Source organism: Rectinema subterraneum, from assembly GCA_009768935.1.
In the GTDB taxonomy this organism is placed as follows: Bacteria; Spirochaetota; Spirochaetia; order Treponematales; family Rectinemataceae; genus Rectinema; species Rectinema subterraneum.
The window spans coordinates 80421-104483 of sequence record WESA01000001.1 but is presented as its reverse complement, the minus strand read 5'-3'; the positions used below and the strand labels follow the sequence as shown (position 1 = coordinate 104483).

Here is a 24063-nt window from a genome sequence, read left to right as displayed (position 1 = left end):
TTCCGATCGCGCTCAAGAATGACACTCGGTATCCAGTGCCGCACCCGCAAACAGGTGCGGCATTTTCATACATAGGAGGCTTCATATGGAAAACTTCGGGATTCTGGCATTGTTGCCACCGGTTCTGACGGTGCTGCTGGCCATCTGGACAAAGGATGTCATTGTCAGCCTGTTCTTGGGCATCTTTGCCGGGGCGATGACGGTTGCTGGCGGCAACCCGCTGCAGGCGCTCGTACGACTTACCGATCTGCTCGCCGAAATGCTGGCGGACGGCTGGAACATCCGTATTATTCTGTTCTGTGCGCTGCTGGGGGCGCTTGTCGGCATGTGGCATAAAACAGGAGCGGCCTACGCATTTGGCTCGTGGGCGGGCAAGAAGGCAAAAAGCAAAACCAGTGTACTCCTCTTGACCTGGATTTTCGGCATCATCATTTTTATCGATGACTACTTCAACAGCCTTACCATCGGCGCCTGCATGCGGCCGGTCACCGACGAAAAGAAGATATCGCGCGCCAAACTTGCCTATATTCTGGATTCCACCGCCGCGCCGGTGTGCATTATCGCGCCGATTTCGAGCTGGGTCATCACTGTGATGAGCTATACCAAAGGCTCCGAAGGTTTCGACAAGCTGGGTATCAGCGAATTCACCTATTTCATCCGCACCATACCGAACAATCTCTACGCGCTTTTCGCTATCCTGATGGTCGCATTTGTCGCATTCAAAGGGCGCGATTTCGGTCCCATGGCGCGCTCGGAAGCCAGAGCCGAAAAAGGCCTTGGGCTTTTTGACGAGAAAAAGTACGGGATTGTCGCAGGCAAGCTCGATCAGAAAGCGGCGACCACCAACGCTACCTGGTTCGATTTTCTCATTCCGCTTCTGCTGCTCATTGTCTGCGCGGTTGTGTTCTTCCCGGTCACGACATGGATGGGCTCGATCGATGGCGAAAATATTCACAACATGGGTGAAGCGATGGCCTCGATGTCCCTCGGAGAGGCTTTCAACAATACCGATGCGTCGAAGGCGCTCTTTTATTCAATCATGTTCGCGATTGTCTTTTCCTATATCTATTTTTTGCTGCGGCGTCTCCTCAATATTTCGCAGAGTGCCGAAGCGATTGTGGATGGCATCAAATCGATGGTGCCTGCCATTGTCATTCTCTCGCTTGCGTGGTCTATCGGTTTTATCATCAAGAAATCCCCGGAAGATGGCGGCGTGGGGCTTGCGAACTATCTTGCCCAGGCGGTGCGGGGCGGCAATTTCCCGCTCTGGCTTTTGCCGCTCATTGTGTTTTTGATTTCCTGTGTTATTTCATTCTCGACGGGGACGAGCTGGGGTACGATGGCGATCATGATCCCGATTGCAATGCCAATCGCGGTCGCGCTGGGCGAGAAAATGGGGCTCTCCGGGAATGCTCTCATCAATATCACGGTATATTCGACGGCGTCGGTAATGGGAGGGGCGGTCTTTGGCGACCATTGCTCGCCGATTTCCGATACGACAATCCTGTCGTCAACGGGCGCGAACTGCCCACACCTGGAGCATGTGGCAACGCAGATGCCCTATGCGGTGTTTGTGGCCATTTGCGCGGCGTTTGGCATAGTCACGCTTGGAATAACTGACAGCACCATTCTGGCGCTCCTCGTGACGGCAGTGCTGTTTGCGGTTGGCATTGCGGTGTTGCCCAAGGTATGGGGCGTGCAGAAATACAAGCTGGAAGACTGAGCCATGATTGCGAAACCCGTTATCAGCGCGCGCGAAGCGGCAGCGCTCATTCAGCCCGGTTCTGTAGTGCATATTGGCGGTTTTCTCGGCTGTGGCTCGCCCGACGCGATTATCGCTGCACTCTGCGAGGCGCACATTGGAGAACTCACAATTGTGTGCAATGATACGGCTATCTACGATCCGAAAACGGGCAGGACAACAGGGCTGGCGCCTCTCATTCTCAACCACCTTGTCAGGAAGGTCATCACATCTCACATCGGCACCAATGCGGAAACCCAGAAACTCATGAGCTCTGGCGAAATCGAAGTCGAGCTTGTTCCGCAGGGAACGCTGGCAGAGCGCATACGGGCAGCGGGGTTCGGGCTTGGCGGTATTCTGACGCCTACCGGCGCAGGCACAGAAGTCGAGCAAGGCAAGCACGTCTTCGAAGTGAATAGCAGAAAGTACCTGCTCGAGCTTCCGCTTCCTGGCGATGTCGCGATTATTAAAGCGAAAAAAGGTGACCGAGCAGGGAACCTTGTCTATGCAAAGACTGCGCGAAATTTCAACCCGATTATGGCGCCCGCCTGTTCGCTCGTGATTGCGGAAGTTGAGGAGCTGGTAGAAATCGGAACAATCGATCCAGACCATGTGCACACGCCATCGATTTTTGTTGATTACCTGGTGACGGCGTAAGGAGACCGCAATGCCCGAATACATCGAAAACAAAGAGATTATTGCGCAGCGCATCGCGCGTTTTTTCAAAACGGGAGATGTGGTCAACCTGGGGATTGGCCTTCCGACCCTGGTGGGGAACTATATTCCGAAAGAGGTAACGGTAATTCTCCAGTCCGAGAACGGGCTTATCGGCCTTGGGCCTGAACCCGCTCCCGGCGGGGAAGACAAGGACCTGACCAATGCAGGCGGAAAGGCCGTGACGATCCTGCCAGGCGGCTGTTTTTTCGATTCAGCGACAAGCTTCGGAATCATTCGAGGCGGGCATGTCGATTATACGGTTCTCGGCGTGCTCGAAGTCGATCAGGAAGGCAACCTGGCCAACTACAAGATTCCCGGCAAAATGGTTCCAGGGATGGGCGGCGCTATGGATCTTGTGGCTGGCTCCCGGCATGTCATCGCAGCGACGACGCATTTCGAGAAATCGGGAGCGAGCAAGCTCAAACGGCGATGCAGCCTGCCGCTCACGGCGGCGCATGAAGTGGACTATGTGGTGACGGATCTAGGCTTTTTTGTGGTAAGCGGCCACTCTTTTATTCTGAAGGAAGTGTTCGCGCCATGGACAGCCGAATGGATTATCGCGCATACCGAAGCGGATGTGGAGCTGGCAGAGGACATCCTTTTATGGGAGCCGGCTTAGCTGGCTGCGGCCTTATTGCCTTTTGATTTGATTGCGTCGAGTTGGGCCAGCGCTGCTCTCCAGGCGAGGGCGGCGCATTTGACGCGCACCGGAAGGCGGGCGATGCCCTTGAATGCTGCAGCATCGCCATAGGCATCGAGTTCATCGACGTCGAGCTCGCCACGGAGTACCGCAAGGAAGCGCTCTACCTGCGCTCGGGCTTCTTCCGGGGTTTTCCCTATAAGATCCTCGGCAAGGATGTCTGCGGAGCTCATGGAGATCGAACAGCCTGAGCCATCAAAGGCTGCGCTGGCAATGTGTCCATCATCGCCCACCTGTATCGAGATGCGCACGCGGTCTCCGCATGAAGGGTTTTCCGCATATGGCAGTCCTTCGAGGATTCTGCGGTATTTCGGTTTTTTGTAGTGCTCGTGGATAATTTCTTCGTATATTGCCTGGTAGGGGTCGCTCATAGTGCCTCCTGCGCATCGGCCAGAGCCCGTGCTGCGGCATCGGCGTCTTCGGGCAGATTATAGGCGCCAAAGCTTGCACGGGCTGAAGAAACAACACCGAACCGGCGTGCCAGAGGATGCGCACAATGGTGCCCTGCGCGAACTGCAATCCCGCGCCTGTCCAGATAGGCAGCCACATCGTGCGCATGCGCGTTTTCGAGCGTGAATGCGACAATGCCTGCGCGCTGGCGAGCGCTGCCCATAACCCTGAGCCCAGGAATGTCTTTTATCGCATCCAGAAAGCGGCGCGCGAGGGCTGACTCATACTCGCCCAGGGCCTCAAGTCCGACGCTGGAAAGCCACTCGGCCGCTGCTTCAAGCCCGATTGCCTGAGCGATGGGCGGTGTTCCCGCTTCGAACTTATACGGCAGCTCATTGACCGAAAAACCTTCCAGCCTGACCTCTGAGATCATGTCACCTCCCCCGAGGAATGGCGGCATTCTGTCGAGCATTGTTTCGCTTCCCCAAAGAATGCCGATACCAAAAGGCCCATACATCTTGTGCCCCGAAAAAGCCACAAAATCCGCCCCAAGCGCCTTCACATCGAGGGGCATGGATGGCGCTGCCTGTGCTGCATCGAGGAGCACCGGCACCCCTGCTGACCTCGCTGTTGCTACAATCCTGTCGATCGGGTTGATTGTGCCCAGCACATTCGACACCATGGTCACTGCCACAAGGCGCGTTCTCGGGCTGACAAGTTTTTCGTATTCGGCAAGATCGAGCTCGCCAAGATCGGTGACGGGGATGAATTTGAGCACGACACCCCGCCGCTCGGCAAGTTGCTGCCAGGGCACCATATTCGCATGGTGTTCCATCACGGAGAGAATAATTTCGTCGCCTTCGCGCAGCGTCTCGCCAAAGGTGCGCGCGACGAGGTTGATGGACTCAGTTGTTCCGCGGGTGAATATCAACTCTTTGGGGGCAGCGCCGATGAACCGCGCCATGCTGGAGCGTGCTTTCTCGTAGCGAGCAGTCGCCTCTTCCCCTATGGTATGGATTGCGCGATGCACATTTGCACAGGATTGCATGTAAAAATCGCGCTCAGCATCGAGCACCGACAAGGGTTTCTGGGTGGTCGCGGCATTGTCGAGATAGACAAGATTGGGGAGTGTTCTGAAGATTGGGTATTCTTTTTTCAGTTCGCGGGCCACAGCAGCGTTTATGCTGATATCGGCGCCCTCAGCCAGGGCAGAGAAGGTCGTTTTCATATGCAGCTTCCTTGCGCGTTCAGGCCAAGCGCCGATGCCGCAATGTCTTCCATTTCCTCGGCGAGGTCGGGCGGTAGCCTGTTCAGCACCGATCCCAGATGCCCCAGCACCAGCATGTTTTTTGCTGCTGCGCGGTCCAGCCCTCGGCTCATGAGATAAAAGAGCTCTTCCTGGCGAGGCCCGCCTGTGGTGGCCCCATGGCTGCAGGCTACCTCGTCTGTTTCGATTTTGAGCTGTGGGAAGCTTTCCGCGCGTGCTCCATCCTCCAGTACGAGGTTTCGGTTCGCAAGGTACGCGTCTGTGCCGCGGGCTGTGTTTTCTACATGGATAAGGCCCCTGAACGCAAGATGGGCCGAATCTTTCAGCGCCGATTTGAGAATAGTGCGGCTTTTGCTGTGCGGCGCTGTGTGGTGAATCGAGAGCGCGTGTTCTCCCTCAGTAGTGCAACGAGCCCCATAGGCACCGGCAAAATCGAGTTCGCTGCCTTCTCCTTCGAGTTCGATTCGGGTGGTATAAAGGCCATTTCCTTCATCGAACACCACGTTCGTCCAGGTGAGCACAGCGCCTTCGCTCAGCGCGGCGTGGCTGAGCGCCTCGCGGGAAAACGAAGCAGGCAGGTTTGATAGCACATAGAGGTTGAGTCGAGCATGGGCTGCAAGGCGAATATGCAGGGACGTAGTGAGACGCAGGGAGCCAGGAGTTTCCGGGTTTTCTGCGCGCGCCAAGCGGGCGTCTTGCATGCGTGCCGGTTCGTCTGCTGCGCGATCTTGAGATGCAGCACCGGCAGCCACAAAGCGCACAAGGACAGCCGCTTCCGCTCCCGCCCCCAGCGCGATGGAAGCTTCCCTGTATTGTTCGTATTCTGCCGGTTCTTTCGGTTCTTGTGGAGCGCCTGACAGCGCTCCCGAAGCGGGGCTCGAAATCGCAATATCAAGGCGCTTCAAGCCGGAACTTTTCGAGTCCGCGGGGAAAAGGAGCGCCGCAGCGTCGTTTGCTTTCTCGCGCCTGGAGACCTTCAGTGTGTCCAAGATTGTGCCGCTCATCCTACAGATCCCTCCATTTCCAGCTCTATGAGACGGTTCAGTTCGACTGCGTATTCCATCGGCAATTCTTTCACAAGCGGATCGATAAAGCCGTTTACAATCATAATCGCGGCCTCTTCTTCGGAAAGGCCGCGGCTCATGAGATAGAAGAGCTGTTCTTCACTTATTTTGGATACCTTGGCTTCATGCTCCATGGTAGCCTGTTCCGACCGGATATCCATTGTAGGATAGGTGTTGGAGCGGGAATGGGGATCAAGGATGAGCGCGTCGCATTCTACCTTGGACTTGATGTTCGTGAGCCCTGCTTCGACTTTGACGAGGCCTCGATAGCTCGCTGTCCCTCCGTCTTTCGAAATGGATTTGGAGGTGATGACGCTTGAGGTATTCGATGCAAAATGGAAGATTTTCGCTCCCGTATCCTGCTCCTGACCCTTGCCCGCAAACGCAATCGAAAGCACTTCGCCTCGGGCCCCCGGGCCCATGAGAAAAATGGCCGGATACTTCATGGTCACTTTGGAACCGATATTGCCATCCACCCACTCCATAATTGCGTTGTCGTAGGCAAACGCGCGCTTGGTCACAAGGTTGTACATGTTGCTCGACCAGTTCTGTACTGTGGAGTAGCGAATCCGCGAATTCGGCAGAGCAATAATTTCCACCACCGCCGAATGTAGGCTGTCCTTCGAGAACACAGGCGCCGTGCAGCCTTCGATGTAATGCACAAAAGATCCTTCGTCCGCGATGATCAGCGTCCGCTCGAACTGGCCGAAGGCCTGCGAGTTGACTCTGAAATACGCCTGCAGGGGTATGTCGACATGCACGCCGGGCGGCACATAGACAAAGGAGCCACCCGACCACACCGCGCTGTTGAGCGCAGCGAATTTGTTGTCATCGGGCGGTACGACGGTTCCGAAAAAGCGCTTGACTAGGCCAGGGTGTTCGCGTACGGCCGTTTCTACATCGGAGAAGAGGATGCCTTTTTTCTTGAGGTCTTCGCGAATATTGTGATAGACCATTTCGGAGTCATACTGCGCTCCCACGCCTGCCAGAAATTTTCGCTCCGCTTCGGGCACACCAAGCCGTTCGTAGGTCGATTTGATATCAGCAGGCAGCGCATCCCAGGAATCTTTTGCACTCTCTGTGGGCTTCGAGTAATAGGTCATTGAGCCGAATTCGAGCTGAGAGAGATTCGCTCCCCATGTGGGCATCGGAAGTGTCTGGAAGAGGTGCAGAGCTCGGAGTCTGAAGCGCAGCATCCATTCAGGTTCATCCTTGGTTTTGCTGATTGCGCGGACTGTTTCTTCGGTCAAGCCCTGGCTGGTCTTGACGATCGAGCGGTTCGGCATCGAAAAACCGAAGCGCTCGGCGTAGCCTTCCCCTATGGCTCGGATTGAGGTATCAGGCTGGAGGGCAGCACTTTCAGTGCTCATACACAGCCTCCCGGACTTCCGGATTCGCCGGATTCGCGACAATGCGGCGAATGCCGTCATACCCGTCGCGCTCCAGAAGCTCGACGAGCTCGAAGCCCCCGCAAGCTACAATGTGCCCTTTTTCCAGAATATGTACCTTGTCTGGTTTGACGAGATCGAGAAGGCGCCGGTAATGCGTAATCACGAGGGCGGAGAAGCCAGGCCCGCGCATATGGTTGATGCCTGCTGCTACAACTTTGAGCGCATCGATATCCAGGCCCGAATCGGTTTCGTCGAAAATGGCAAAGCGAGGCTGGATTGTCAAAAGCTGGAGAATCTCCATCCGCTTTTTCTCGCCGCCGGAAAAGCCATCGTTGAGATAGCGGTTCACAAAGGCCGGCTCGATATCGAGCATGCGCAAGTTTTCTTTGAGCTCGCTTAAAAACACCGAGGTATTCCTGGGCGGGTTTCGCCGCAAGTCGGCGATGCGTTTCAAGAATTTCGATACGGTGACACCGGGGATCTCTGCTGGGTACTGAAAGGCAAGAAAGAGGCCTTTTCGCGCTCGTTCCCACACTTCCAGATCGAGGAGATTCTCGCCATCGAAGAGCACTTCGCCTTCCTCGACGGCATAGCCGGGGTGGCCCATAAGAATGTTGGCGAGGGTACTTTTGCCATGGCCGTTTGGCCCCATGAGGGCGTGCACTTCTCCGTCGGGCACTTCAAGATGCAGCGCATCGATAATGCGCTTATTTTCGAGACCTGCCGAAAGGCCGCGAATGATCAATCCTTCTTGCATAATGGTTCCTTCCTCATAGTGTTCTCAACCTTGGGTAAAACCGGGCGGCCGCTATCAATGGCCGATGGCCGCACGCCCGGCACCAGTTCCCAGCTGCTACCAGATCGCATAGCCCATGTTCAAGCGGATTTCATCGCTTGCGCGATCTATCGTCCATGGTGGATTCCAAACCAGCCGCGCGCGCACCGGACGAATGCCGGTTTTTTTCTGTAAGGTCCGCTCAATGTCCCTTCTCAGCTGAGCCTCAAGCGGGCAGCCGATATAGGTCAGGGTAAAGTCGACCTCAATCCCGTCTTCTGTCTGTTCGGCACGGTACACCAAGCCCAAATCGACAATGGAATAGCCCAGCTCGGGGTCTTTCACCGCCTTGAGCATTTCCAGTAACGCTGCTTCCAAAAATTTCTCTGTTTTCTCTGCCATATACTATACTAATATAGTCAAGTTTGTGTATATATTCTAGTTGTCAAGTAGGAATTTAGCAAAAATTTTTGAGGGAGACGGAATGAACGCTTTAGTAATATTGGCTCAGCCCAAAAAACAGAGTTTCAACAGTGCGATAGCTGCCGAGATTGTGCGCTCGCTTGGGCAGCAAGGGTACGATCCTGTGGGCTTGATCGACCTCTATGCCGATGCTTTCAACCCGGTGATGCCCCAGGAAGAGCTGCCCCGCAAGTTCAGTTTCGATGAGACGACGCTTCGCTATCAGGAGCGGATACAGGCAGCTGACCGGGTTGTTTTTGTCTATCCGGATTGGTGGGGAGGCCCGCCTGCTATTATGAAGGGATTTCTGGACAGGGTGTTCCGGCCGGGCATCGCATATGGATTCAGGGAAGCGGATTTCAAAAACGCTGATGCACCGGGCCTGTTCTCACAAAAGCGATTCGATGTATTCATCACGACGGACGCGCGAGAGCCGGAAAGCGGCATACTAAATGATTGGCCGCCCGTTATGGTCTGGAAAGAGAATGTGCTTACATTTTGCGGCGTAACTGAAGCGGATGTCCACGTGTTCTGGAACCTCCGACACAGTACCTATGCCCAGCGCAAAGCCTGGCTGGACAGCATTCACAGCATGCTGGCTATTCAGCCCAGATCAGCACAAGATTGATGATTGTTTCGACCGCGAGCGCCATCTCCGACACGGAAGCCCATTCGAAGCGGCTGTGATAGTTGTAGCCGCCAGTAAAGAGGTTTGGCGTGGGGATGCCCATCTCGGTAAGGCGCGAGCCATCGGTTCCTCCGCGGATGGGTTTCATGACCGGCTCGAAGCCAGCAGTCTTGATCGCCCGCTCAAGTTTTTCGAGCACTGCGGGCTGGGCATCGAGCTTCTGTTTCATGTTGAGGTATTGCTGGGTGATGGCTAATTTTACCTGTCCACCGGGGAACTGGACTTCGACTGCAGCAGCAAATGCCTTGAGCGCCGCGATGCGCTCCTGCATGCGGTCCGAGGAAAAATCGCGAAGGTATACTTCGGTCCACGCATGGTCGATGGTACCTGACACCTCGATGGGGCAGTAGTACCCATACCAACTGTCGGTGGCTTCGGGGCTTTCGGAGCGCGGCAGCATGCCGATAAAACTTGCAGCCATAGCAACCGCATTCGCGAGCTTGCCGCGCGCGGCGCCGATATGGATTACTTTGCCGAAAAATTCGGCCTTTACCGCATAGGCGTTGAAGCATTCGGCTTCGATTTCGGGCGCTTTCCCGCCATCGAGGGTATAACAGGCGACTGCCCTGGCTTTTTTAAGGGGGAAGTGGTCCATCCCCTTGCCGGTTTCCTCGTCTGGCGTGAAGTAGATGTCGATGGGGCCATGCTCGAGTTCCGGATGCTTGATGAGCCAGGCGATGGCCGTCATGATCTCGGCGACACCTGCCTTGTCGTCTGCGCCAAGGAGGGTGCTTCCGTCGGTCACGATAATGGTGTCATCCACATGCTCGGCAAGATCGGGGAACTCGGCAGGATCAAGGATGTACTGCTCCGAAAGTTGTACCGCTTTGCCATCATAATCACGGATTATTCGAGGCTTGACGCCGCTTCCCGAAACATCGCTCGCGGTATCCATGTGCGCCATAAGCCCGATACAGGGAGCTTGCTCTTTGCCGGGACTTGCAGGCAGGCGGGCAATCAGATAACAGCGATCGTCAAGTTCGACATCGGGCACACCCATCTCGCGAAGCTCGCGTTCGAGTGTGCGCGCGAGGTCCCATTGGCCTTTTGTGGTCGGCGTTTCTTCAGCGTGGCGATTGCTCTGGGTGTCGATCTTCGCATAGCTGACAAAGCGGTTCATTACTTCGTCCGCATAAGGACGGGAAAGAAATTCGATTGTTCTGTTCATGATAGTCTAATATGGCACCGATGAGTGGGGTCGCGCAAGGGTGGAACTGGGGTAGTGTTCTGAAGCTTGGGTAAAAACCAGGCGAACATGCGATTATGGGTATTCTTGTCTTGTCGTGCCCTCTTCGGTAGTATATTCATATAATGATTCCGACTTATCCTGAGTTCGCGCCCCTCGAGCTCGATGCAAGAGAGGCTTTATATCCTAATCTCAATCTCTTGCCTGACGGCATTTCAGAGTTTACGTTTGCCGGGCTCTATCTGTTCCGCCACACCTATAACTATCGAATTTCCCGCCTGCCCGACGGGAATCTTGTTATTTCCGGGCATCGCAGGGAGAAATCCTTCTTCTATTTACCGTGCTGTTTCCCTTCTGTGGACCTTTTTGACAAGCTGATGCACCAGTATGATTACATGCGCCACATGTCCGAGACGCAGGCAAATCAGCACCGCATCGAGCTTGAAGCGCGCGGCTATCTTGTTTTCGAGGACAGGGACAATTTTGATTATCTCTATAACCGCGAAGATCTGGCAATGCTCAATGGGCGCGCATACCATAAAAAGCGCAATCTGGTAAATGGCTTTGTGAGTTCGTATTCCTGCGAGCAAAGAGCGTTCACAAAAGCGCGGATCAAAGATGCGCTCGCTGTATTGGAAGAATGGCGGACTGCGAAGGGTGTCGATGGCGACTATGCGGCGGCGCGCGATGCTTTGGAACATTTTGAAGTTCTAGGGCTTCGAGGCGCTGTGTACTATATCGAGAATGAGCCGGTCGGCTGGTGCCTTGGTGAGCCTCTCGCGAAAGGCAAGATGTTCGCAATCCATTTCGAGAAGGCCTGCGACCGCTTCAAAGGTATTTATCAGTTTATCAATCAGGCATTCGCGCAATCGCTGGCAAAACACTACCGGTACATCAATCGCGAACAGGATCTCGGAGACGAGGGGCTCAGGCAGGCCAAAATGACCTACCGCCCTGTCGGTTTTGTCAAGAAATACATGGTATTCCATCCTGATCGTGCTGATTTTGCGCCGCAACCGCTTGAGCCGCCTGCCGAATGTGGGCCGGGGACTGTTCATGAGTGTTCAGATGACTGAAATGGCGAATACACATGACATTGCAAAGACCGCCGGGACAGCCGGCGCGCCAAATGCAGCAAGAGCCGCCAGCGCAGCTAACGCCATAAACGCAGCTCCATTGTTCGAGGCATTTTCTATGCCCGAAAGCCCTGTCGATGAATCAATGCGCCGCGCCTTATTTGTTCAGCTGACTGCTCAGCTGCTGCGCAGTGCCTTTGCAGGCCGCGCTCTATCGATCACCTTTTTGGCAGGCGCGGGCACGCGCTGGAAAGCTTCACTTCTCAAGGCAAGAGAAAACCCAGGCGCATGGCCGGCAGGCGAGGTCGCTGCCTCCTTCCCTCTCGATGCGCCGCGCGGTCTTTTCCCGGTGCCCGATTTTATTCATGGCGAAAAGGGTGAAGGGCGCATTGCCATGGCCGCGTATGCAGTGGAAGCGGTGCGCGCAATCAAAGAGCATATCCTTGTCGTGCGCGGCTGGGAGCGCGAAATTGAAGCGCAGGTATTGAATCCCCTTGAGATGCCCCACTCCCGGATTGCTTTTTTCACTCAAAAAGAAGGGCCCGATGGCCAGGTATCAGGCCATGGCGATGCTGCTCTGCAGTGCATGAGCCTGTGGCAGAATGCCCGGTATGTCGTCACGAATTTTGCCGGCGATGCCAATTCGCCCCTGACAGTCGAGCTTGCATTGCGCGCTTTTGCTGCCTTCGATGCGAAAGGTATTGAAATTGGCGTCATTATCCCCGTTGCCATGACCGAAAAGCCCGCCTATCCTGTATTTCTTGAAGAAAATGGCCTGCCTGCCGGGTTCTGGCACGAAAAACTGGCGGGCTCGAAGCCGAATGCAGCGCCAACCAGCCTTACCAATGTAGGAATCCGCGTGTACCGCGCTGACTGGCTGCGTCGGGCTCTACTTTTATTGAAAGAGCGCTACTATGTCGAAGGCCAGGGACCAGACGCAGGCTGGCATATCCCCGGCAACGATCCATCCAAACGCGAATGCGCGCTTGATAATGTCGACAATCTGCTTGCCGAAATGCGTCTGGCGCGCGTCATGCCCGTTTCATTGCCTCGCGAGCTCACTCCGCTCAAATCGCTTGGAGAGTATCCTGCTTTTGTTCAAGCAGTCAAAGAAGTCCAGCGCGAATGGCGGGAAATTCGGCGCGAATAGCAGGGAGCACAGCACCGCCAGCGCGCCTTGGGCTCGTGAAATCCTTTGTTTTAGTGAAGTGCGCCAATCAGCATATTGAGCGCGCCCGCTCCGAGAATCACATAGACCGCATTGAGCTTAGTGAATGCCGTGATCCCGAAGGCGGCAAGCGCAAAAATCCAAGGCATTGGCAGCGCTGTGCGTGGCAGCAATGTCCAGAGCGTCATGAGAATCATCGCCATGCTGCCCGAGCGAAGGCTTTCGTCTGCGAGCGAGCGCTTGAGCGGAATATATTTGGCAAAAGCAAGAGCAGAACTCATTGCGAGCAAAGGAAATAAAATTACAGAAAACGTTGCGGCAAGCGCTCCCAGAAAGCCGGCTTTCTGCCATCCCACCAGCGTTGCTGCATTGAGCGCAATCGGCCCGGGCGTTGACTGCGCAATCGCGATGAGCGAATTGAAAGCTTCAGCATTCATCCATCGCGGGACAATCTCATGTTTGATGAGCCCCACTACCGACCAGCCGCCCCCAAACGCGACTATGCCGATCTTGAAAAATGCAAGCGAAACACTCAGGATTTCCATACAAGCCGTCCGATATAGAATACTGCAATGCCACCCAGCAGAAGAAAAAATGCTGCTGAAGGGAATACAACCAGCAAAATCGCGAGCCCGACCACCTCGATCACTGCGCGCACGGACCATTTCCTGTTCTTGGTTGTTTTCCACAACATGGAAGCGACAAGGCCCGGGACAACCGCACCTGCGCCACCCAAGAACCTTTTGAACAGCTCAGTATTGCCATAGAGGCTTATAAAGCCTCCCACAAGAATGAGCGCAAAAAATGGTGGCAGCACAGTACCGAGCACCGCGGCTATGGCTCCCGGAACACCTGCGATTCTATACGATGCAAGAAAGGCTGTGCTGAGGGCTATTGGTCCTGGGAATACCTGCGCACGCGAAAAAATGCGATAAAATTCTTCTTCTTCAATCCATCCCTGTTTTTCGAACGCATTGCCGATTGCGGGCACAATGACATATCCACCGCCAAGTGTCAGCGTATTGATTTGAGCCAGAACCAGGAAAATATGCCATGGTGTCGGTTCGGTTTTGGTGATATCTTCCGCCCTTGCAGGCATTCTCATCGGTTTCTCCTCGAAATGTGAATGTATATCTATACCTTATTCCTGAGCGGCAGCCAAGGCCTCACAATAGCGCGCGATTGCGGATTCTTCAAGCTCTCCCTCGATCCATGCAAACGTGCCGAATCGCAAATACACAAGACCGGCGCGAACCCGCTTGTCCGGAAAAAGCTCTCGGATCGCTTTCTGGTATATACCGAGCTGAAGAGCATAATCTATCGGGGCAAAGCGTGCATCTGTTTTCAAGTCCAGGATGATAACCTCGCTGCTTTGCTCAATGAGCATATCGATTCTGCCTTCGAGCATCCACGGGGGAATAGAAAGAAGGAAAGGATATTCAATAGAGACTGTATTTCCTTGTAAGAGGGTTTTGAAGCAGTCGCTATTCAGAAGGGGCACAAGTTCGCGGTACGCGCGCGCTATTTCGTCCGAAGGTTTTTTCTGAAGCTCTGTCCCTGTTGGGTTGCGGCTTACGCTGGCAATTCCCGCTGTATCTGCGCGAAGCGAATTCCTGGCTGTGCGGTACATCGCTGATGGCGAGAATGTTTCAAACGGTTTGCCTGAAGCTAAATGCGCGAACAGCTCATGCACCAACGTGCCAAAAGCAGCCGGGTCTGATGTTCCTTCCTGTGCCGCCCGTTTTTTCTCGAACACTTCCGATGCAGGCTCGAAGCAGGTTTCCTGGATGATGCGAGGGGAAAATGCTGGCACAGGGGCTTCGGATCTGACCACGTGCGCTTTAACTGCGCTCACCGTCAACTTGCGCGCAGGCCTTTTGAGGTCGACTATGCGTGCTCGTTCGTACATGGCAGCGACTTGGGCAAGATCGGGTTTCTGGGTCGCTCTGCGCTCTCTGTGCACTTCCTGTTCGAACGCGAGCGGTTCGAAACTGAGCTTTATTCTCGCTAGGTGCCGCGAGCTTGTTGCTTCTGCGTGCTCGGCTGCTGGGCGCTCTTCTTGTGGATTTTCAGTTTGCTGGCGCTCGGCTTCCGGATACCCAGCTGCTGAAGGATGAAGCTTATAGGTGCTCTGGAACAGCAGCGCATGGAAACTGTCGGTATCATAGGACCGAGAAGGCGCCGCGCCAAACAGAATGAGGTGATCGATTGCGCGCGTGCATGCGACATAGAATAGGCGCTTTGTCTCGGCATGTTCTTTTTCGACACGCAAGGTGCGAGCCTGCGTCTGCAGAATGTTCGAACCGTTATCCGCGCGGTCGTGGAATCCGATATCGATGGTGAAGTATCTGTCCTGGTTCGTATCCGGAGGCGCATCGAGCACGCCCCACAGATCGCTGCCTCCGCTTTTGTTCGTTCCGGCTTCCATCCATGGGATGAGCACAATAGGGAATTCGAGGCCTTTGGATTTGTGGATGGTCATAAGCCTGACGCCCTGCGCTTCTTCTTTCTGGATTGTGCTTGAATCGAAGAGCCTTTTCTGGTCTATGAAAGCCCGAAGCGTTCTGAGGAATTCAGGCACGTGGCCGCCCTGTGCTTCTGTCTCTGCGGCAATTGAGCGTATCGCGTTCCAGTGTTCCAGATACGGGTGGCGTTGGGGATCGGACAAAATCGAAAGACCTATGAACGCACGTTCCCAGGCAAACGAGATGATCTCCATAAGCGGCAGATGATCGGCGATCGCGCTGAAGGCATCATAGAAGAAGACCATGCGTTGAACAGCTGCCTGGTCTTCCGCACTCAGCCCTGCAAGCGCCCCGGAAGGCGACCTGGCACGAAGCTCCGCAAGGCTGAGTTTTTCTGTCAATATCGATACATAGCCATCATTCGTGATTCGGCAGAGAGGGCTTCGCAGCACCGCAGCAGTCGCAAAAAGATCGTGGCTGTCGAGCAACAGGCGCAATATAAAATAGAGATCATTGACCGGTGCCTCAGTGAAGAGGCTTGCAGTAGTCTCGGTGACAAAGGGAACAGCGAGCATGCGCAGGTATTTTTCGATTTCGTATTGGCGGCTTGTGGTGCGCATCAGAATCGCGATATCGCTGTATTCGGCTTTTCTGAGACTATCTTTGCATCGGATATACAATGGCGAAGAGGATTCGACAGCATTGCGGATCCACATGGCCATGCGGAAGGCCATGGATTCTCTGGCTGAGAGGGCTGAGCCAAGCTTCGCGACGCGAGCGGCTGCGCCAGAAGAAGTTGCAGCGGACGAACCTGGGCCAGCCTCTTCTTGTAGCGAGGTCCCCTCCAGCGGCACTTCATCTGAAACGAGGTGGTATTCGATACGCGGAACAAATCCTGGCGGCTCGGGCTCTGGGCTCGCTTCCATCCGTTCGTAGATCGCTTCGAAAGCTTGCGGCTGAGCTGGGTCAGCTGGCTGCAGGACTACCGCAAACACTTCGTTGAAAAAATCGATCAGCGCTTTTGCGCTGCGATAATTTCGGGCAAGCGCGAATCGCTCAGCTGCCAGTTCGCTTGCCAGCGCTTTGAACACGCTCACATCGGCCCCGCGGAACAGGTAAATCGATTGCTTTTCGTCGCCGACAAAAAAGAGTTTGCCTTCGGCAATCTTCGCTGGACGTCCTGCTCCTGTCGAACTCTCCGCGCTCGCCGGGCCTGGCTCAATCCCCGGCTCCTGGCTCAGTAAGAGCAAAAGCCGCTTCTGGATCGCATTGTTGTCCTGAAATTCATCGATGAGGATATAGCGGAACCGCGATGCCCAGTACTCTCGGATATCTTTTTGTCGCGAAAGGATATCAACCGCAAGCGCTCCAAGATCCTTGTAGTTCATGATATTGGCGCGGCGCTTTTCTTCGCACAGCGCGTCCGCATATTCGTCGAGGCGTTCCATAGCAGCGCGGTATTGCGGAAGGAACAGCTCGAAATCGATGATTTGCCGAAGCTTTTTGAGCAGCTTTTTGTCTCTTAACAGTAGCTGCCCCTGCTCCTTGATTGCAATTTCGATGTCTTTTTTCCCGACACGCTGGAAGTTGACACTGTTCTCGGGCTTGTCGATGTAGTCGAGAAAAGCCTTGAGGCGAGAAAATTGCTGCATGCTGCCTGTGCCGGGCTCCGGGCTAGCCCCGTCTTTTGACGCATCCGTATCGAGAGCCTCGAGCAAAACCTGCGCGACGCGAACAGTTTTTGCGCTCCCTTCTTTGAAATCGGAAATCGTGCCCTTGCCGGCTTCATCGAGTATGCGCGCCGCGATTGCTTGCATCTGCTGGACTACACTGGTGCCGGTCTGTTCGAATTCCCGCATGCCGATCTCGAAGGATCGATGGCATACATGCTGGCCTATCCAATGAGGTTCGACATTCGCGCTTCCGAATGAAGCAAACAAGTCGCTGACTACCGCATCGAAACCAAAGGCGCCAAGGAGCTCGCGCAGCCCATCTGCTTGCATTTGCTCGAGGACGTAGCGGTATGCGGTTTTGTGTGCAACCTCGGCACAGGCTGTTTCGTCTATGACAAAATCGGGCGTATAACCGTACAAAGTCGCGCAGCCAGCCACAATTTCCCTGCAAAACGAATCGAGCGTCTGAATGTGCGCATTCGAGAGTCGGCTGGCAAGATCCGGGCGAGCATTTTCTGGGCGGCCGAGCGCTTCATACACGCGCTGGAACATTTCGGCTGCGGCCTTGCGGGTAAACGTGAGTGCGAGAATCGATTCCGGCTCGACATGCTCTTCAAGAACAAGGTAGAGAAAACGGCCAACGAGCGCCCGGGTTTTCCCCGCGCCGGCTCCGGCAGTGACGACTGCGGTCGATTTCGTGCAGGCCGCGAGTCTTTGTGCATCATCGAGGTCGAGCTTATTCATTATGACTCCAGAAAATACCAATATCTGCAGAGCGCGCGGAACGGGCAGTCGCCGCAGGATGCGCGATCGAGTGCTAGGTCGATCAGCTCCCCATTGCGGACAGCCATGCTTGCAGCAGCGAGCGTTTGCCGCAGTACCGCGCGGACATCAGCAGTTTCCGAGGCTGTTTTGAATGCTTTTGCGAGCCCATAACCTGGTGGAAGGGCGGGAGGAGCGATATACGCTACGCCTTCGGCTTTTTCAATCGACCAGTACAGCGCTCCTTCAACCAGCTTGCCATCTAGTTCTTCTGCAAGGGCGTAAAGCGGCACTTGCAATTCCTGAACAGCCATCGAGCTCGCGGTATCCTCTATATCATCGCTATCGTCGACCACCCCTGATGATTCCTGGCCGCGCGGGCGCATTGCAGAAGCTTTCGGGATGCTGTTTTTTTTGTAATCGATAATAACCAGGCATTGGGCATTGCCCGCGCTCTCGTCGATCCGGCTGAAAATGCAGTCGATTCTGCCTCTCAGGATCGCTTTTTCGGAATCGAAAACATGCTCGAAAGGCAGCTCGAAGCCTTCTCTTCGATATGGCTGGAATGCGAGGGCTTCGAATTCCTGGAGTGTTTTCAGACGGTGGCGCGCTCGATCGAAATAGGTCATAAGGGCAGGCCGGATGCCTGGACCTTTTGAGGCAAACATTTCCTCGGCCGTCGTTTTGGCCGCCTGCTTGAAGATATCGAGGAAAATGTCATCCGTGACCTCAGAAGAAGTCGATGCAGAAGCGTGCTGCATAAGCGCGCGGATGATGCGCTGGTAGGTTGTATGCAGAAAATTGCCCAGAATCATGGAAAGATCATCGAGAGCGTACATATCTGCAGCACCAATGCGCGAGGCAAACCAGCGAAACCCGCAGCGCATTCGATCTCTCAATGAATGCGGGCTGAATATGGCGAAATCTCTGTCGAAATCAAAGCTGTCAGTGGCCTTAAGGAAACGCTTCGCGATGGGCGCATCTAGCGGGGCGGGGTGGGCATAGGTGCGCGTATCAAAGGCAAGGTGGCCCGGGAAAGCAGAGAAGCCCTCGGAAAAGCGCTGTTTTTGTCCTTTGGTGAGCGCGAGCGGCGTATCGCTTGCCAGCATGGTCGTCGATTGCCATATCGCACGCTCGACACGTCGAGGTACCCGAGACAGAACAGAAGCTGTCCCGTTGCGCATTGCATTCGCGTTTTCAGCCAAAGCGGCTCCGAAAAAAGGATGGGCGACTTCATAGCCATCGAAACTTTCACGCGCAAAACTGAAGTGGGCATCGCCCAGGCTGTGCAGGGCAACGAGCTCCTCGATGCGATATGTTCCGTCCAGGCCCAGCAGCGATGCAAGTTCACTGCGAAGCGCGGTCTGATTTTCGAAATATGCGGCCAGGCCATCCTGCGAAGCGCCGATTATGTACTGCGAAATCGCTGCCAGGCCGGCGGTGGTGCCGAAATCGAATACACGGACAGCATTTTCCGCCATAACCGGTATGTAATTTTTTGTGCTCAGAGCTGCAAGATATACCTCAAAGGGCGAAAAATGGCTTGTCTGAAAAGCATCTTCGCGCTCGACGAAAGCCTGCAGTTCATCGAGCGCCATGCGCATGGAGCGATCGGTATAGCTTTCCGCGCTCAGTTTGGTTGTATCGACCCAGCGTTCGAGAAAACGGAGTATTGCCAGGTAGAGCCCGGAGAAATTCTTGCTCTGCGCAACCTCTGTAATGTCTTTCCACAGCGCGTCGTACTTTTGCACAAGGTTGAGAACACTCATGCCGATCTGCGCCGATTCCTTCCAGAGCCCATGAACATACGCCGCATTCGGCGAAGGCGAGGGGATATGCGCGCGAGCGGCAGTTATCCGAAGCTGTCTCCATGCTTCAGGATCTCGATTCTGGATGCTCGTAAACACGGCGAGCGAGTCCAGCGCATCGAGGGTCAGTCCTTCCCGCGACGCCTGCTGAATGGCCCGCAACAGACGCCCGAATGGGGTGGAAGAAAGCGGCGATCCCGAGCGAATCGATACTGGCACTCCGCAGTCTGCGGCAATCTGGCGGATCCATGCGGCTTTCTGCGGATTCAGCCTGCAGACTGAAATGGCAATATCTTCCGGTTCGAGACCCTGCTCGATTTCTTCAGAAATAGAAGCGAACACATACTCGATTTCGTCGATTGCAGAATCGAATTGAATATAGGGCGGCAGGCGTATTTCAGAAGAATCTGGCAAGGCGCTTTCGGGGAAGTATAGTCTGGGTTGCTCATGCTCGATCCCGAGCCCGAGGCGCGCAAAATCTCTTTTAAGTCCGTAGGCGCGAATGTGCTGCCCTGACGACAAGCTCTGATCCTGCGCCTGAAAATGATAATCGATGATGTTCTGGTCATTGAGAAAATCGCGATAATGGCGCGCCAGCGCCTTTAGGTCTTCGAGCTCCTCGCGCAAGAAGGCGAATTGCCTTTGTTTTTCGGCGCTGCCAAGTGGTTCTTTCCTCGATTGCCGGGCATAGGCATCGATTTCATATAGTGCCGGAACAAGCCTCACAAGGCGCAGAAGATGCGAAATGCTATATGACTCGCCGCCGGGCAGAGTGGGCAAAATTCGTCTCAGAACGAGCGAATGTTGCGCTTCGCTGCCTTCGAGCGATTCAAGCGCCCGTATCGCCCATGCCCATCGGTCAGCATGCTGTGCCATCCGCGTCCCGGCGCGCTCGCTCTCCCGTTCTCGCTCGTCATCGAGCCCGATTGTACGCAATAGCGGTTCAAATCCTAAAAAACGATCGAGCGCCACGGCCTTGAAGACCTTCGAAGCCAAAAGCGCGCGAGCCCATGAATCCGCTGCATCCTGGGAGGGGAAAGCGAAGATTACTGTATTGTCCCGCACGTATTGCTCGATATCAGAGCCGATTGGGGTTTTCAAAAGCTCAGCGTAGCGCGCGGCGCGCCTGTCCATTGCTTCGACCTGCCTCTTCATACCATGCCAGAAATATTAGCGGAATGCGTGCTCCAGAAATTCGTGCTCAAGCCAATTCAAGGCGATGCATGTGCCAAAACGTTTTCCAGAAGCGTTTTAGTCAGATATCCCGAATCCGCCTCATGCGCAGCCAAAAGTTCTGCACGCAGATGCCAGAATTCGACAGCGTCGACATCGCCTTCAGGGAAGATTTGGGTAATCGAGTCGATCCACCCGAAGGCAGGCAATAGTCCGATAAACGCCTCGAACCGCTCTCTGTTGAAGTACTCTGTTCCGCGATAATGATTGACACCGAGCGCCGCGCGCATAAGCGCGTTCGAGAAGGCCCATTCGAGAATGTCGTGCGCACTGGGACTCGCGCCGACCGCGCTCTCTTTTTTGCCGGAATCGCTTACCGCGCTCGCCGCAAAAAGCTTTGCATCGGCGCGCAGTGCCCACGCGATGGCGATTTCAGCTTCCGCAGATGGATCTATGCTGTTTTCTGGTTCGTCGGGTATGGTCCTGCTCAGCGCAACCGCAAATTCTCTTAGTTTCTTGGTGATGCGGTATTCCTCGACGACACGGCCGATATCTTCACTCAGGCCATCAGCGGCGAACGATTTGGCGAGTGCGGAGATGAATGCATACACCAGAAGTGTCAGTCGCTTGCGCGGCGCGCCGATCCTGTATGCCGCGAGCGGAGCCTCATCCAGAATCTCAGGATTATAGAGACCGGACAAGACCGAACTCATCCAGGAGACCGCCCGGCGGATCGATTCAGCGCGCGAGGCCGGGTGGGTATATTCGCAGCCAGCCGTGGCGCAAAGCCTTGAAAAGAACATTTCGGAGAATATGGCGGCGCGCGCGATTGCTTCGCTCTTTGACAGGCTTTCGACGGCTTCGACCCCATTCAGGCTCACTATGGCATTATGCAGGGCACGGAAGAGGTCTGGTTGGTCGGCCTCGAGCAGGGCATCGTCGAGATCCGCAATGCCCTTCGAATCGACGATTTCGTACAGCCGCGCATAGCGTCCTTCGGTGTCGTGCACGCTGGAAATTTCGAGAAACACCTTGCTCTGGTAGCCTTCGAGCGCAACCTGCAGTCCGCTCGAAGCGATTTCTTCGCTTCGATAGATGAACCACAGTCCCGAACGGATTTCATGCATGATGAGATAATTATCGGGCGATGGCTCGACGCCGAGGGCTTTTGCTAGGGTTATGGTTTCGAGGTGTTTCTTGCCGCTTGGGCTTTTTTGCGTAAAGGCGCATGAATTGTGAATGCGGCCAGATGTGCGCTCCCAGCAGTTGTTGTAGAGGATGAGCGCGCGCTGTTCGCCCTGGCCATTCGTATAGGCAAAGACATTTTCGTCGATAGTGCCATCGGCGCGCATGTAATCGTAGAGAAAAAAGTGCTCGATATCGGAAAAGAGCGGCCTTGTTCGAAGAAGCGGGAAAATTTCGCGCTCGTGGCGGGCGATAAAGTCGCGATCGGGCGTTTCGTCCTTGTACGAGCGCTTGAATTCCATGCCGTATTTCTCGGTGAAGCCTTCGATCTGACCGTGGGCGATCATGGGAAGCCCTGGCATGGTGGCGAGCATGGTTGCGACGCCGAAGTACTTGTCGCCCTTGCCGAATTGGGCTACAGCCGTCTCCTCATCCGGGTTGCTCATGAAATTGACAAAGCGCTTAAGAATGTCCCGATCGAATTCCTGGGTGTTTTTTATGGTCAGGCGGTAGAGCGAGTTCTTTTCTTCCTTGAGCATGTTCATGAAGGCTGAGTTGTACACGCGGTGCATGCCGAGGGTGCGGACGAAATAGCCCTCCATGAGCCAGAATGCCTCCGCAAGAAGCAAGGTGTCCGGCGCCTTTTCCGCGCACAAATCGACCACTTCGCGCCAGAATTCATTCGGAATCGCCTCGTCGAAGGCTTCATCGCTCATCGCATGTTCCGAGCGCGAGGGAATCGCGCCGCCTGCGCCGGGAGCAGGGTACCACAGGCGCCTGATATGCTGCTTTGCAAGCACCATGGCCGCGTCGAAGCGGATAATGCTGAAATGCGATGCAACGTGGAGAATGCGCTCTTTGACCGCTTCGCGCGCTGCCGGATTGAGAAAATCGATCTGGGCAGTGTCGTTCCAGGGCATGCCGGTACCGTCGTTGCCATGGTAGATATAGCGGATCTCTCCTGTATGCCGATCGAGCCGCTTGAACACGACGGCTGCATCGGTGCGGCTATAATAGTGGTCTTCGAGCCAAATGCCGACCGATGGGTCGCTGGAGAGGTCGGGTCCGTTGAATGTATAACTCGGAAATGGACAGTAGGGCACGCTCATGAAAAGCTCAGGCTTGGTTCTTACCCAGAATGAATCGATACCGGTATGATTGGGCACCATATCAGCCGCAAGCCGAATGCCGAATTGCCGGCATTGTTCCCTGAATGCGTCCAATGCCTCCCAGCCGCCCAGTTCCGGGCTGATTTCGTAATCGAAGAGCGAGTAAGCCGAAGCGGCCGCCTCCGGATTACCGCAGAGCTTTTTGATTTTTTCGCTGGCGGGGCTTCGCTGCCAGATACCGATGAGCCACAGGCCGTTAATGCCCCTCTCCGCCATCGTGATAAGCTCTTCGTCGGGAATCTGATCCAAGCGCGAAATCTCGCGGCCATAGAAAACCGATAGTTGGTGCAGCCACACGAGGGTGTTCTTCGCTAAAAGCACAAGAGACGGCATCCAGTTGCGGTCCGCGCTGAATTTTTCGTATTCATGCAGGCTGCTGCGATAGTGGTATGCGTGCGCCGGCCCCGGACCGGCCGGAAAACGCGGTGCGGTTTCCTCGTTGATCATATCGATGCCCGCAAGGAGGGCAAGGCGGAAATCCCCCAGCAGCTCGCCCCAATTGTCGACAATCCATTGCAGTTGCGCTTTAAGCGACTGTGGCGCGCGCTTGGCAGGCTCCCTGAGGAAACTTATGAGGTCGAGCGCCTTGCCTTTTTCGTACGAAAGCCCCGGGAGCGCCTTGAGTGCTTCCTCGAGTTTTGAAAAAACGGCCAGATACGGCGTTTTCGCCGCCAGGCTTCCGGCTAGTGCTGTCCCTGCCGGGGAGACTCCATCGTCAAATAGCGGCCTGTATGGTGCGCAGGCAGGGTTTTCGTTGAAAAGCCGGACAAGAATGAGCTGTTCGAGAGCTGCTTCGCGGTGGGAGAGCAATTTGCCGTCTTTTGCCCGGCTTGACGATTCAAGCCAATCCGAGGCGTCAGCGATACCATCGAATACTTCAGGAGGCGGAAATTCGAGCGCGAGCTCCTTGAGCACATCTGCAAGCGCCGAACGATCTTTCTCTGTCCCCATTGCTGATTCCGCGATATGCCTGAGCATTTTTGACAATTGCTGGCGGTACAAATCAATAATGATGCGCGACGCATCGTCGATGAGGGATAACGCTCGCAATTCGCTTGCCGGCAACTGGAATTTCTGCGCGACCACGCGCGCCGAAACAGAATCCGGTATCGCAATTGCTCCAAAAGGCATCCAGAGATGCTTCGGAGGAACATTCACCGATCGCAGGGATCTGCTGATCTGCAACGCCATTGTTTTTCTCCT

At 55.0% G+C, this 24063-nt stretch carries 18 protein-coding genes; 6 read left to right on the top strand and 12 right to left on the bottom strand.

What is annotated here, in order from left to right:
• The first annotated feature begins 85 nt into the window (after positions 1-85).
• Genes GAP13_RS00450 through GAP13_RS00440 form a run of 3 tightly spaced genes read left to right on the top strand, consistent with a single transcriptional unit; the run spans position 86 to position 3077 of the window.
• Positions 86-1723 carry a Na+/H+ antiporter NhaC family protein gene (locus GAP13_RS00450; RefSeq protein WP_158905087.1) on the top strand — a complete coding sequence of 546 codons (1638 nt, stop codon included), beginning with the start codon at positions 86-88 and terminating at the stop codon, positions 1721-1723.
• A gap of 3 nt (positions 1724-1726) precedes the next feature.
• Complete coding sequence (locus GAP13_RS00445; protein WP_158905085.1) at positions 1727-2398, top strand: CoA transferase subunit A; 672 nt, start codon at positions 1727-1729, stop codon at positions 2396-2398.
• A 10-nt stretch (positions 2399-2408) separates the two neighbouring features.
• Positions 2409-3077 carry a 3-oxoacid CoA-transferase subunit B gene (locus GAP13_RS00440; protein ID WP_158905083.1) on the top strand — a complete coding sequence of 223 codons (669 nt, stop codon included), beginning with the start codon at positions 2409-2411 and terminating at the stop codon, positions 3075-3077.
• Here GAP13_RS00440 and sufU read toward each other — a convergent pair.
• The 6 genes from sufU to GAP13_RS00410 form a co-directional block, all read right to left on the bottom strand.
• Positions 3074-3529 (bottom strand): Fe-S cluster assembly sulfur transfer protein SufU, encoded by a 456-nt coding sequence (sufU, locus tag GAP13_RS00435; protein ID WP_158905081.1) that lies wholly within the window; start codon positions 3527-3529, stop codon positions 3074-3076. The two genes, GAP13_RS00440 and sufU, sit on opposite strands and share 4 nt — an antisense overlap.
• Positions 3526-4776: an aminotransferase class V-fold PLP-dependent enzyme gene (locus GAP13_RS00430; protein ID WP_158905079.1), complete on the bottom strand. Its 1251-nt coding sequence runs from the start codon at positions 4774-4776 to the stop codon at positions 3526-3528. The genes sufU and GAP13_RS00430 overlap by 4 nt, the downstream gene beginning before the upstream one ends.
• On the bottom strand, positions 4773-5819 hold the full coding sequence (locus GAP13_RS00425; protein ID WP_158905077.1) for a SufD family Fe-S cluster assembly protein: 1047 nt from the start codon (positions 5817-5819) through the stop codon (positions 4773-4775). Before GAP13_RS00425 ends, GAP13_RS00430 begins: the two co-directional genes overlap by 4 nt.
• Entirely contained in the window at positions 5816-7249 is a 1434-nt protein-coding gene (sufB, locus tag GAP13_RS00420; RefSeq protein ID WP_158905075.1) for a Fe-S cluster assembly protein SufB, read from the bottom strand. The genes GAP13_RS00425 and sufB overlap by 4 nt, the downstream gene beginning before the upstream one ends.
• Complete coding sequence (gene sufC, locus GAP13_RS00415) at positions 7239-8027, bottom strand: Fe-S cluster assembly ATPase SufC (RefSeq protein ID WP_158905073.1); 789 nt, start codon at positions 8025-8027, stop codon at positions 7239-7241. Before sufC ends, sufB begins: the two co-directional genes overlap by 11 nt.
• Positions 8028-8123: 96 nt before the next feature.
• On the bottom strand, positions 8124-8447 hold the full coding sequence (locus GAP13_RS00410) for a metal-sulfur cluster assembly factor (protein ID WP_158905071.1): 324 nt from the start codon (positions 8445-8447) through the stop codon (positions 8124-8126).
• A gap of 82 nt (positions 8448-8529) precedes the next feature.
• Between GAP13_RS00410 and GAP13_RS00405 the strand changes: the two genes are divergently transcribed.
• Positions 8530-9135 (top strand): NAD(P)H-dependent oxidoreductase, encoded by a 606-nt coding sequence (locus GAP13_RS00405; RefSeq protein WP_158905069.1) that lies wholly within the window; start codon positions 8530-8532, stop codon positions 9133-9135.
• Here the strand turns inward: GAP13_RS00405 and pepT are convergent.
• Positions 9107-10363, bottom strand: coding sequence for a peptidase T (pepT, locus tag GAP13_RS00400; protein ID WP_158905067.1), 1257 nt, complete (start codon positions 10361-10363; stop codon positions 9107-9109). The genes GAP13_RS00405 and pepT overlap by 29 nt on opposite strands.
• Before the next feature lie 143 nt (positions 10364-10506).
• On the opposite strand from pepT, the gene GAP13_RS00395 reads away from it, so the two are divergent.
• Positions 10507-11457 carry a DUF2156 domain-containing protein gene (locus GAP13_RS00395; RefSeq protein WP_158905065.1) on the top strand — a complete coding sequence of 317 codons (951 nt, stop codon included), beginning with the start codon at positions 10507-10509 and terminating at the stop codon, positions 11455-11457.
• Entirely contained in the window at positions 11438-12607 is a 1170-nt protein-coding gene (locus tag GAP13_RS00390; RefSeq protein ID WP_158905063.1) for a hypothetical protein, read from the top strand. The genes GAP13_RS00395 and GAP13_RS00390 overlap by 20 nt, the downstream gene beginning before the upstream one ends.
• Before the next feature lie 50 nt (positions 12608-12657).
• Here the strand turns inward: GAP13_RS00390 and GAP13_RS00385 are convergent, their stop codons facing one another.
• Genes GAP13_RS00385 through GAP13_RS00365 form a run of 5 tightly spaced genes read right to left on the bottom strand, consistent with a single transcriptional unit; the run spans position 12658 to position 24051 of the window.
• The gene (locus GAP13_RS00385) at positions 12658-13170 is read right to left on the bottom strand and encodes a chromate transporter (protein WP_158905061.1); all 513 of its coding nucleotides are present in this window, start codon (positions 13168-13170) and stop codon (positions 12658-12660) included.
• Complete coding sequence (locus tag GAP13_RS00380) at positions 13158-13730, bottom strand: chromate transporter (protein ID WP_158905059.1); 573 nt, start codon at positions 13728-13730, stop codon at positions 13158-13160. Before GAP13_RS00380 ends, GAP13_RS00385 begins: the two co-directional genes overlap by 13 nt.
• A 36-nt stretch (positions 13731-13766) precedes the next feature.
• Entirely contained in the window at positions 13767-17507 is a 3741-nt protein-coding gene (locus GAP13_RS00375; RefSeq protein WP_158905057.1) for a UvrD-helicase domain-containing protein, read from the bottom strand.
• The gene (locus GAP13_RS00370; protein ID WP_158905055.1) at positions 17507-20488 is read right to left on the bottom strand and encodes a PD-(D/E)XK nuclease family protein; all 2982 of its coding nucleotides are present in this window, start codon (positions 20486-20488) and stop codon (positions 17507-17509) included. The genes GAP13_RS00375 and GAP13_RS00370 overlap by 1 nt, the downstream gene beginning before the upstream one ends.
• Positions 20489-20544: 56 nt before the next feature.
• The gene (locus tag GAP13_RS00365; protein ID WP_158905053.1) at positions 20545-24051 is read right to left on the bottom strand and encodes an alpha-amylase family glycosyl hydrolase; all 3507 of its coding nucleotides are present in this window, start codon (positions 24049-24051) and stop codon (positions 20545-20547) included.
• Between the last annotated feature and the right edge of the window lie 12 nt (positions 24052-24063).

What these genes read in the sequence shown, in the direction of transcription:
- GAP13_RS00450 (WP_158905087.1), top strand. Translation starts at nt 86, where the DNA reads ATGGAAAACTTCGGGATTCTGGCATTGTTGCCACCGGTTCTGACGGTG.
- GAP13_RS00445 (WP_158905085.1), top strand. Translation starts at nt 1,727, where the DNA reads ATGATTGCGAAACCCGTTATCAGCGCGCGCGAAGCGGCAGCGCTCATT.
- GAP13_RS00440 (WP_158905083.1), top strand. Translation starts at nt 2,409, where the DNA reads ATGCCCGAATACATCGAAAACAAAGAGATTATTGCGCAGCGCATCGCG.
- sufU (WP_158905081.1), bottom strand. Translation starts at nt 3,529, where the DNA reads ATGAGCGACCCCTACCAGGCAATATACGAAGAAATTATCCACGAGCAC.
- GAP13_RS00430 (WP_158905079.1), bottom strand. Translation starts at nt 4,776, where the DNA reads ATGAAAACGACCTTCTCTGCCCTGGCTGAGGGCGCCGATATCAGCATA.
- GAP13_RS00425 (WP_158905077.1), bottom strand. Translation starts at nt 5,819, where the DNA reads ATGAGCGGCACAATCTTGGACACACTGAAGGTCTCCAGGCGCGAGAAA.
- sufB (WP_158905075.1), bottom strand. Translation starts at nt 7,249, where the DNA reads ATGAGCACTGAAAGTGCTGCCCTCCAGCCTGATACCTCAATCCGAGCC.
- sufC (WP_158905073.1), bottom strand. Translation starts at nt 8,027, where the DNA reads ATGCAAGAAGGATTGATCATTCGCGGCCTTTCGGCAGGTCTCGAAAAT.
- GAP13_RS00410 (WP_158905071.1), bottom strand. Translation starts at nt 8,447, where the DNA reads ATGGCAGAGAAAACAGAGAAATTTTTGGAAGCAGCGTTACTGGAAATG.
- GAP13_RS00405 (WP_158905069.1), top strand. Translation starts at nt 8,530, where the DNA reads ATGAACGCTTTAGTAATATTGGCTCAGCCCAAAAAACAGAGTTTCAAC.
- pepT (WP_158905067.1), bottom strand. Translation starts at nt 10,363, where the DNA reads ATGAACAGAACAATCGAATTTCTTTCCCGTCCTTATGCGGACGAAGTA.
- GAP13_RS00395 (WP_158905065.1), top strand. Translation starts at nt 10,507, where the DNA reads ATGATTCCGACTTATCCTGAGTTCGCGCCCCTCGAGCTCGATGCAAGA.
- GAP13_RS00390 (WP_158905063.1), top strand. Translation starts at nt 11,438, where the DNA reads ATGAGTGTTCAGATGACTGAAATGGCGAATACACATGACATTGCAAAG.
- GAP13_RS00385 (WP_158905061.1), bottom strand. Translation starts at nt 13,170, where the DNA reads ATGGAAATCCTGAGTGTTTCGCTTGCATTTTTCAAGATCGGCATAGTC.
- GAP13_RS00380 (WP_158905059.1), bottom strand. Translation starts at nt 13,730, where the DNA reads ATGAGAATGCCTGCAAGGGCGGAAGATATCACCAAAACCGAACCGACA.
- GAP13_RS00375 (WP_158905057.1), bottom strand. Translation starts at nt 17,507, where the DNA reads ATGAATAAGCTCGACCTCGATGATGCACAAAGACTCGCGGCCTGCACG.
- GAP13_RS00370 (WP_158905055.1), bottom strand. Translation starts at nt 20,488, where the DNA reads ATGAAGAGGCAGGTCGAAGCAATGGACAGGCGCGCCGCGCGCTACGCT.
- GAP13_RS00365 (WP_158905053.1), bottom strand. Translation starts at nt 24,051, where the DNA reads ATGGCGTTGCAGATCAGCAGATCCCTGCGATCGGTGAATGTTCCTCCG.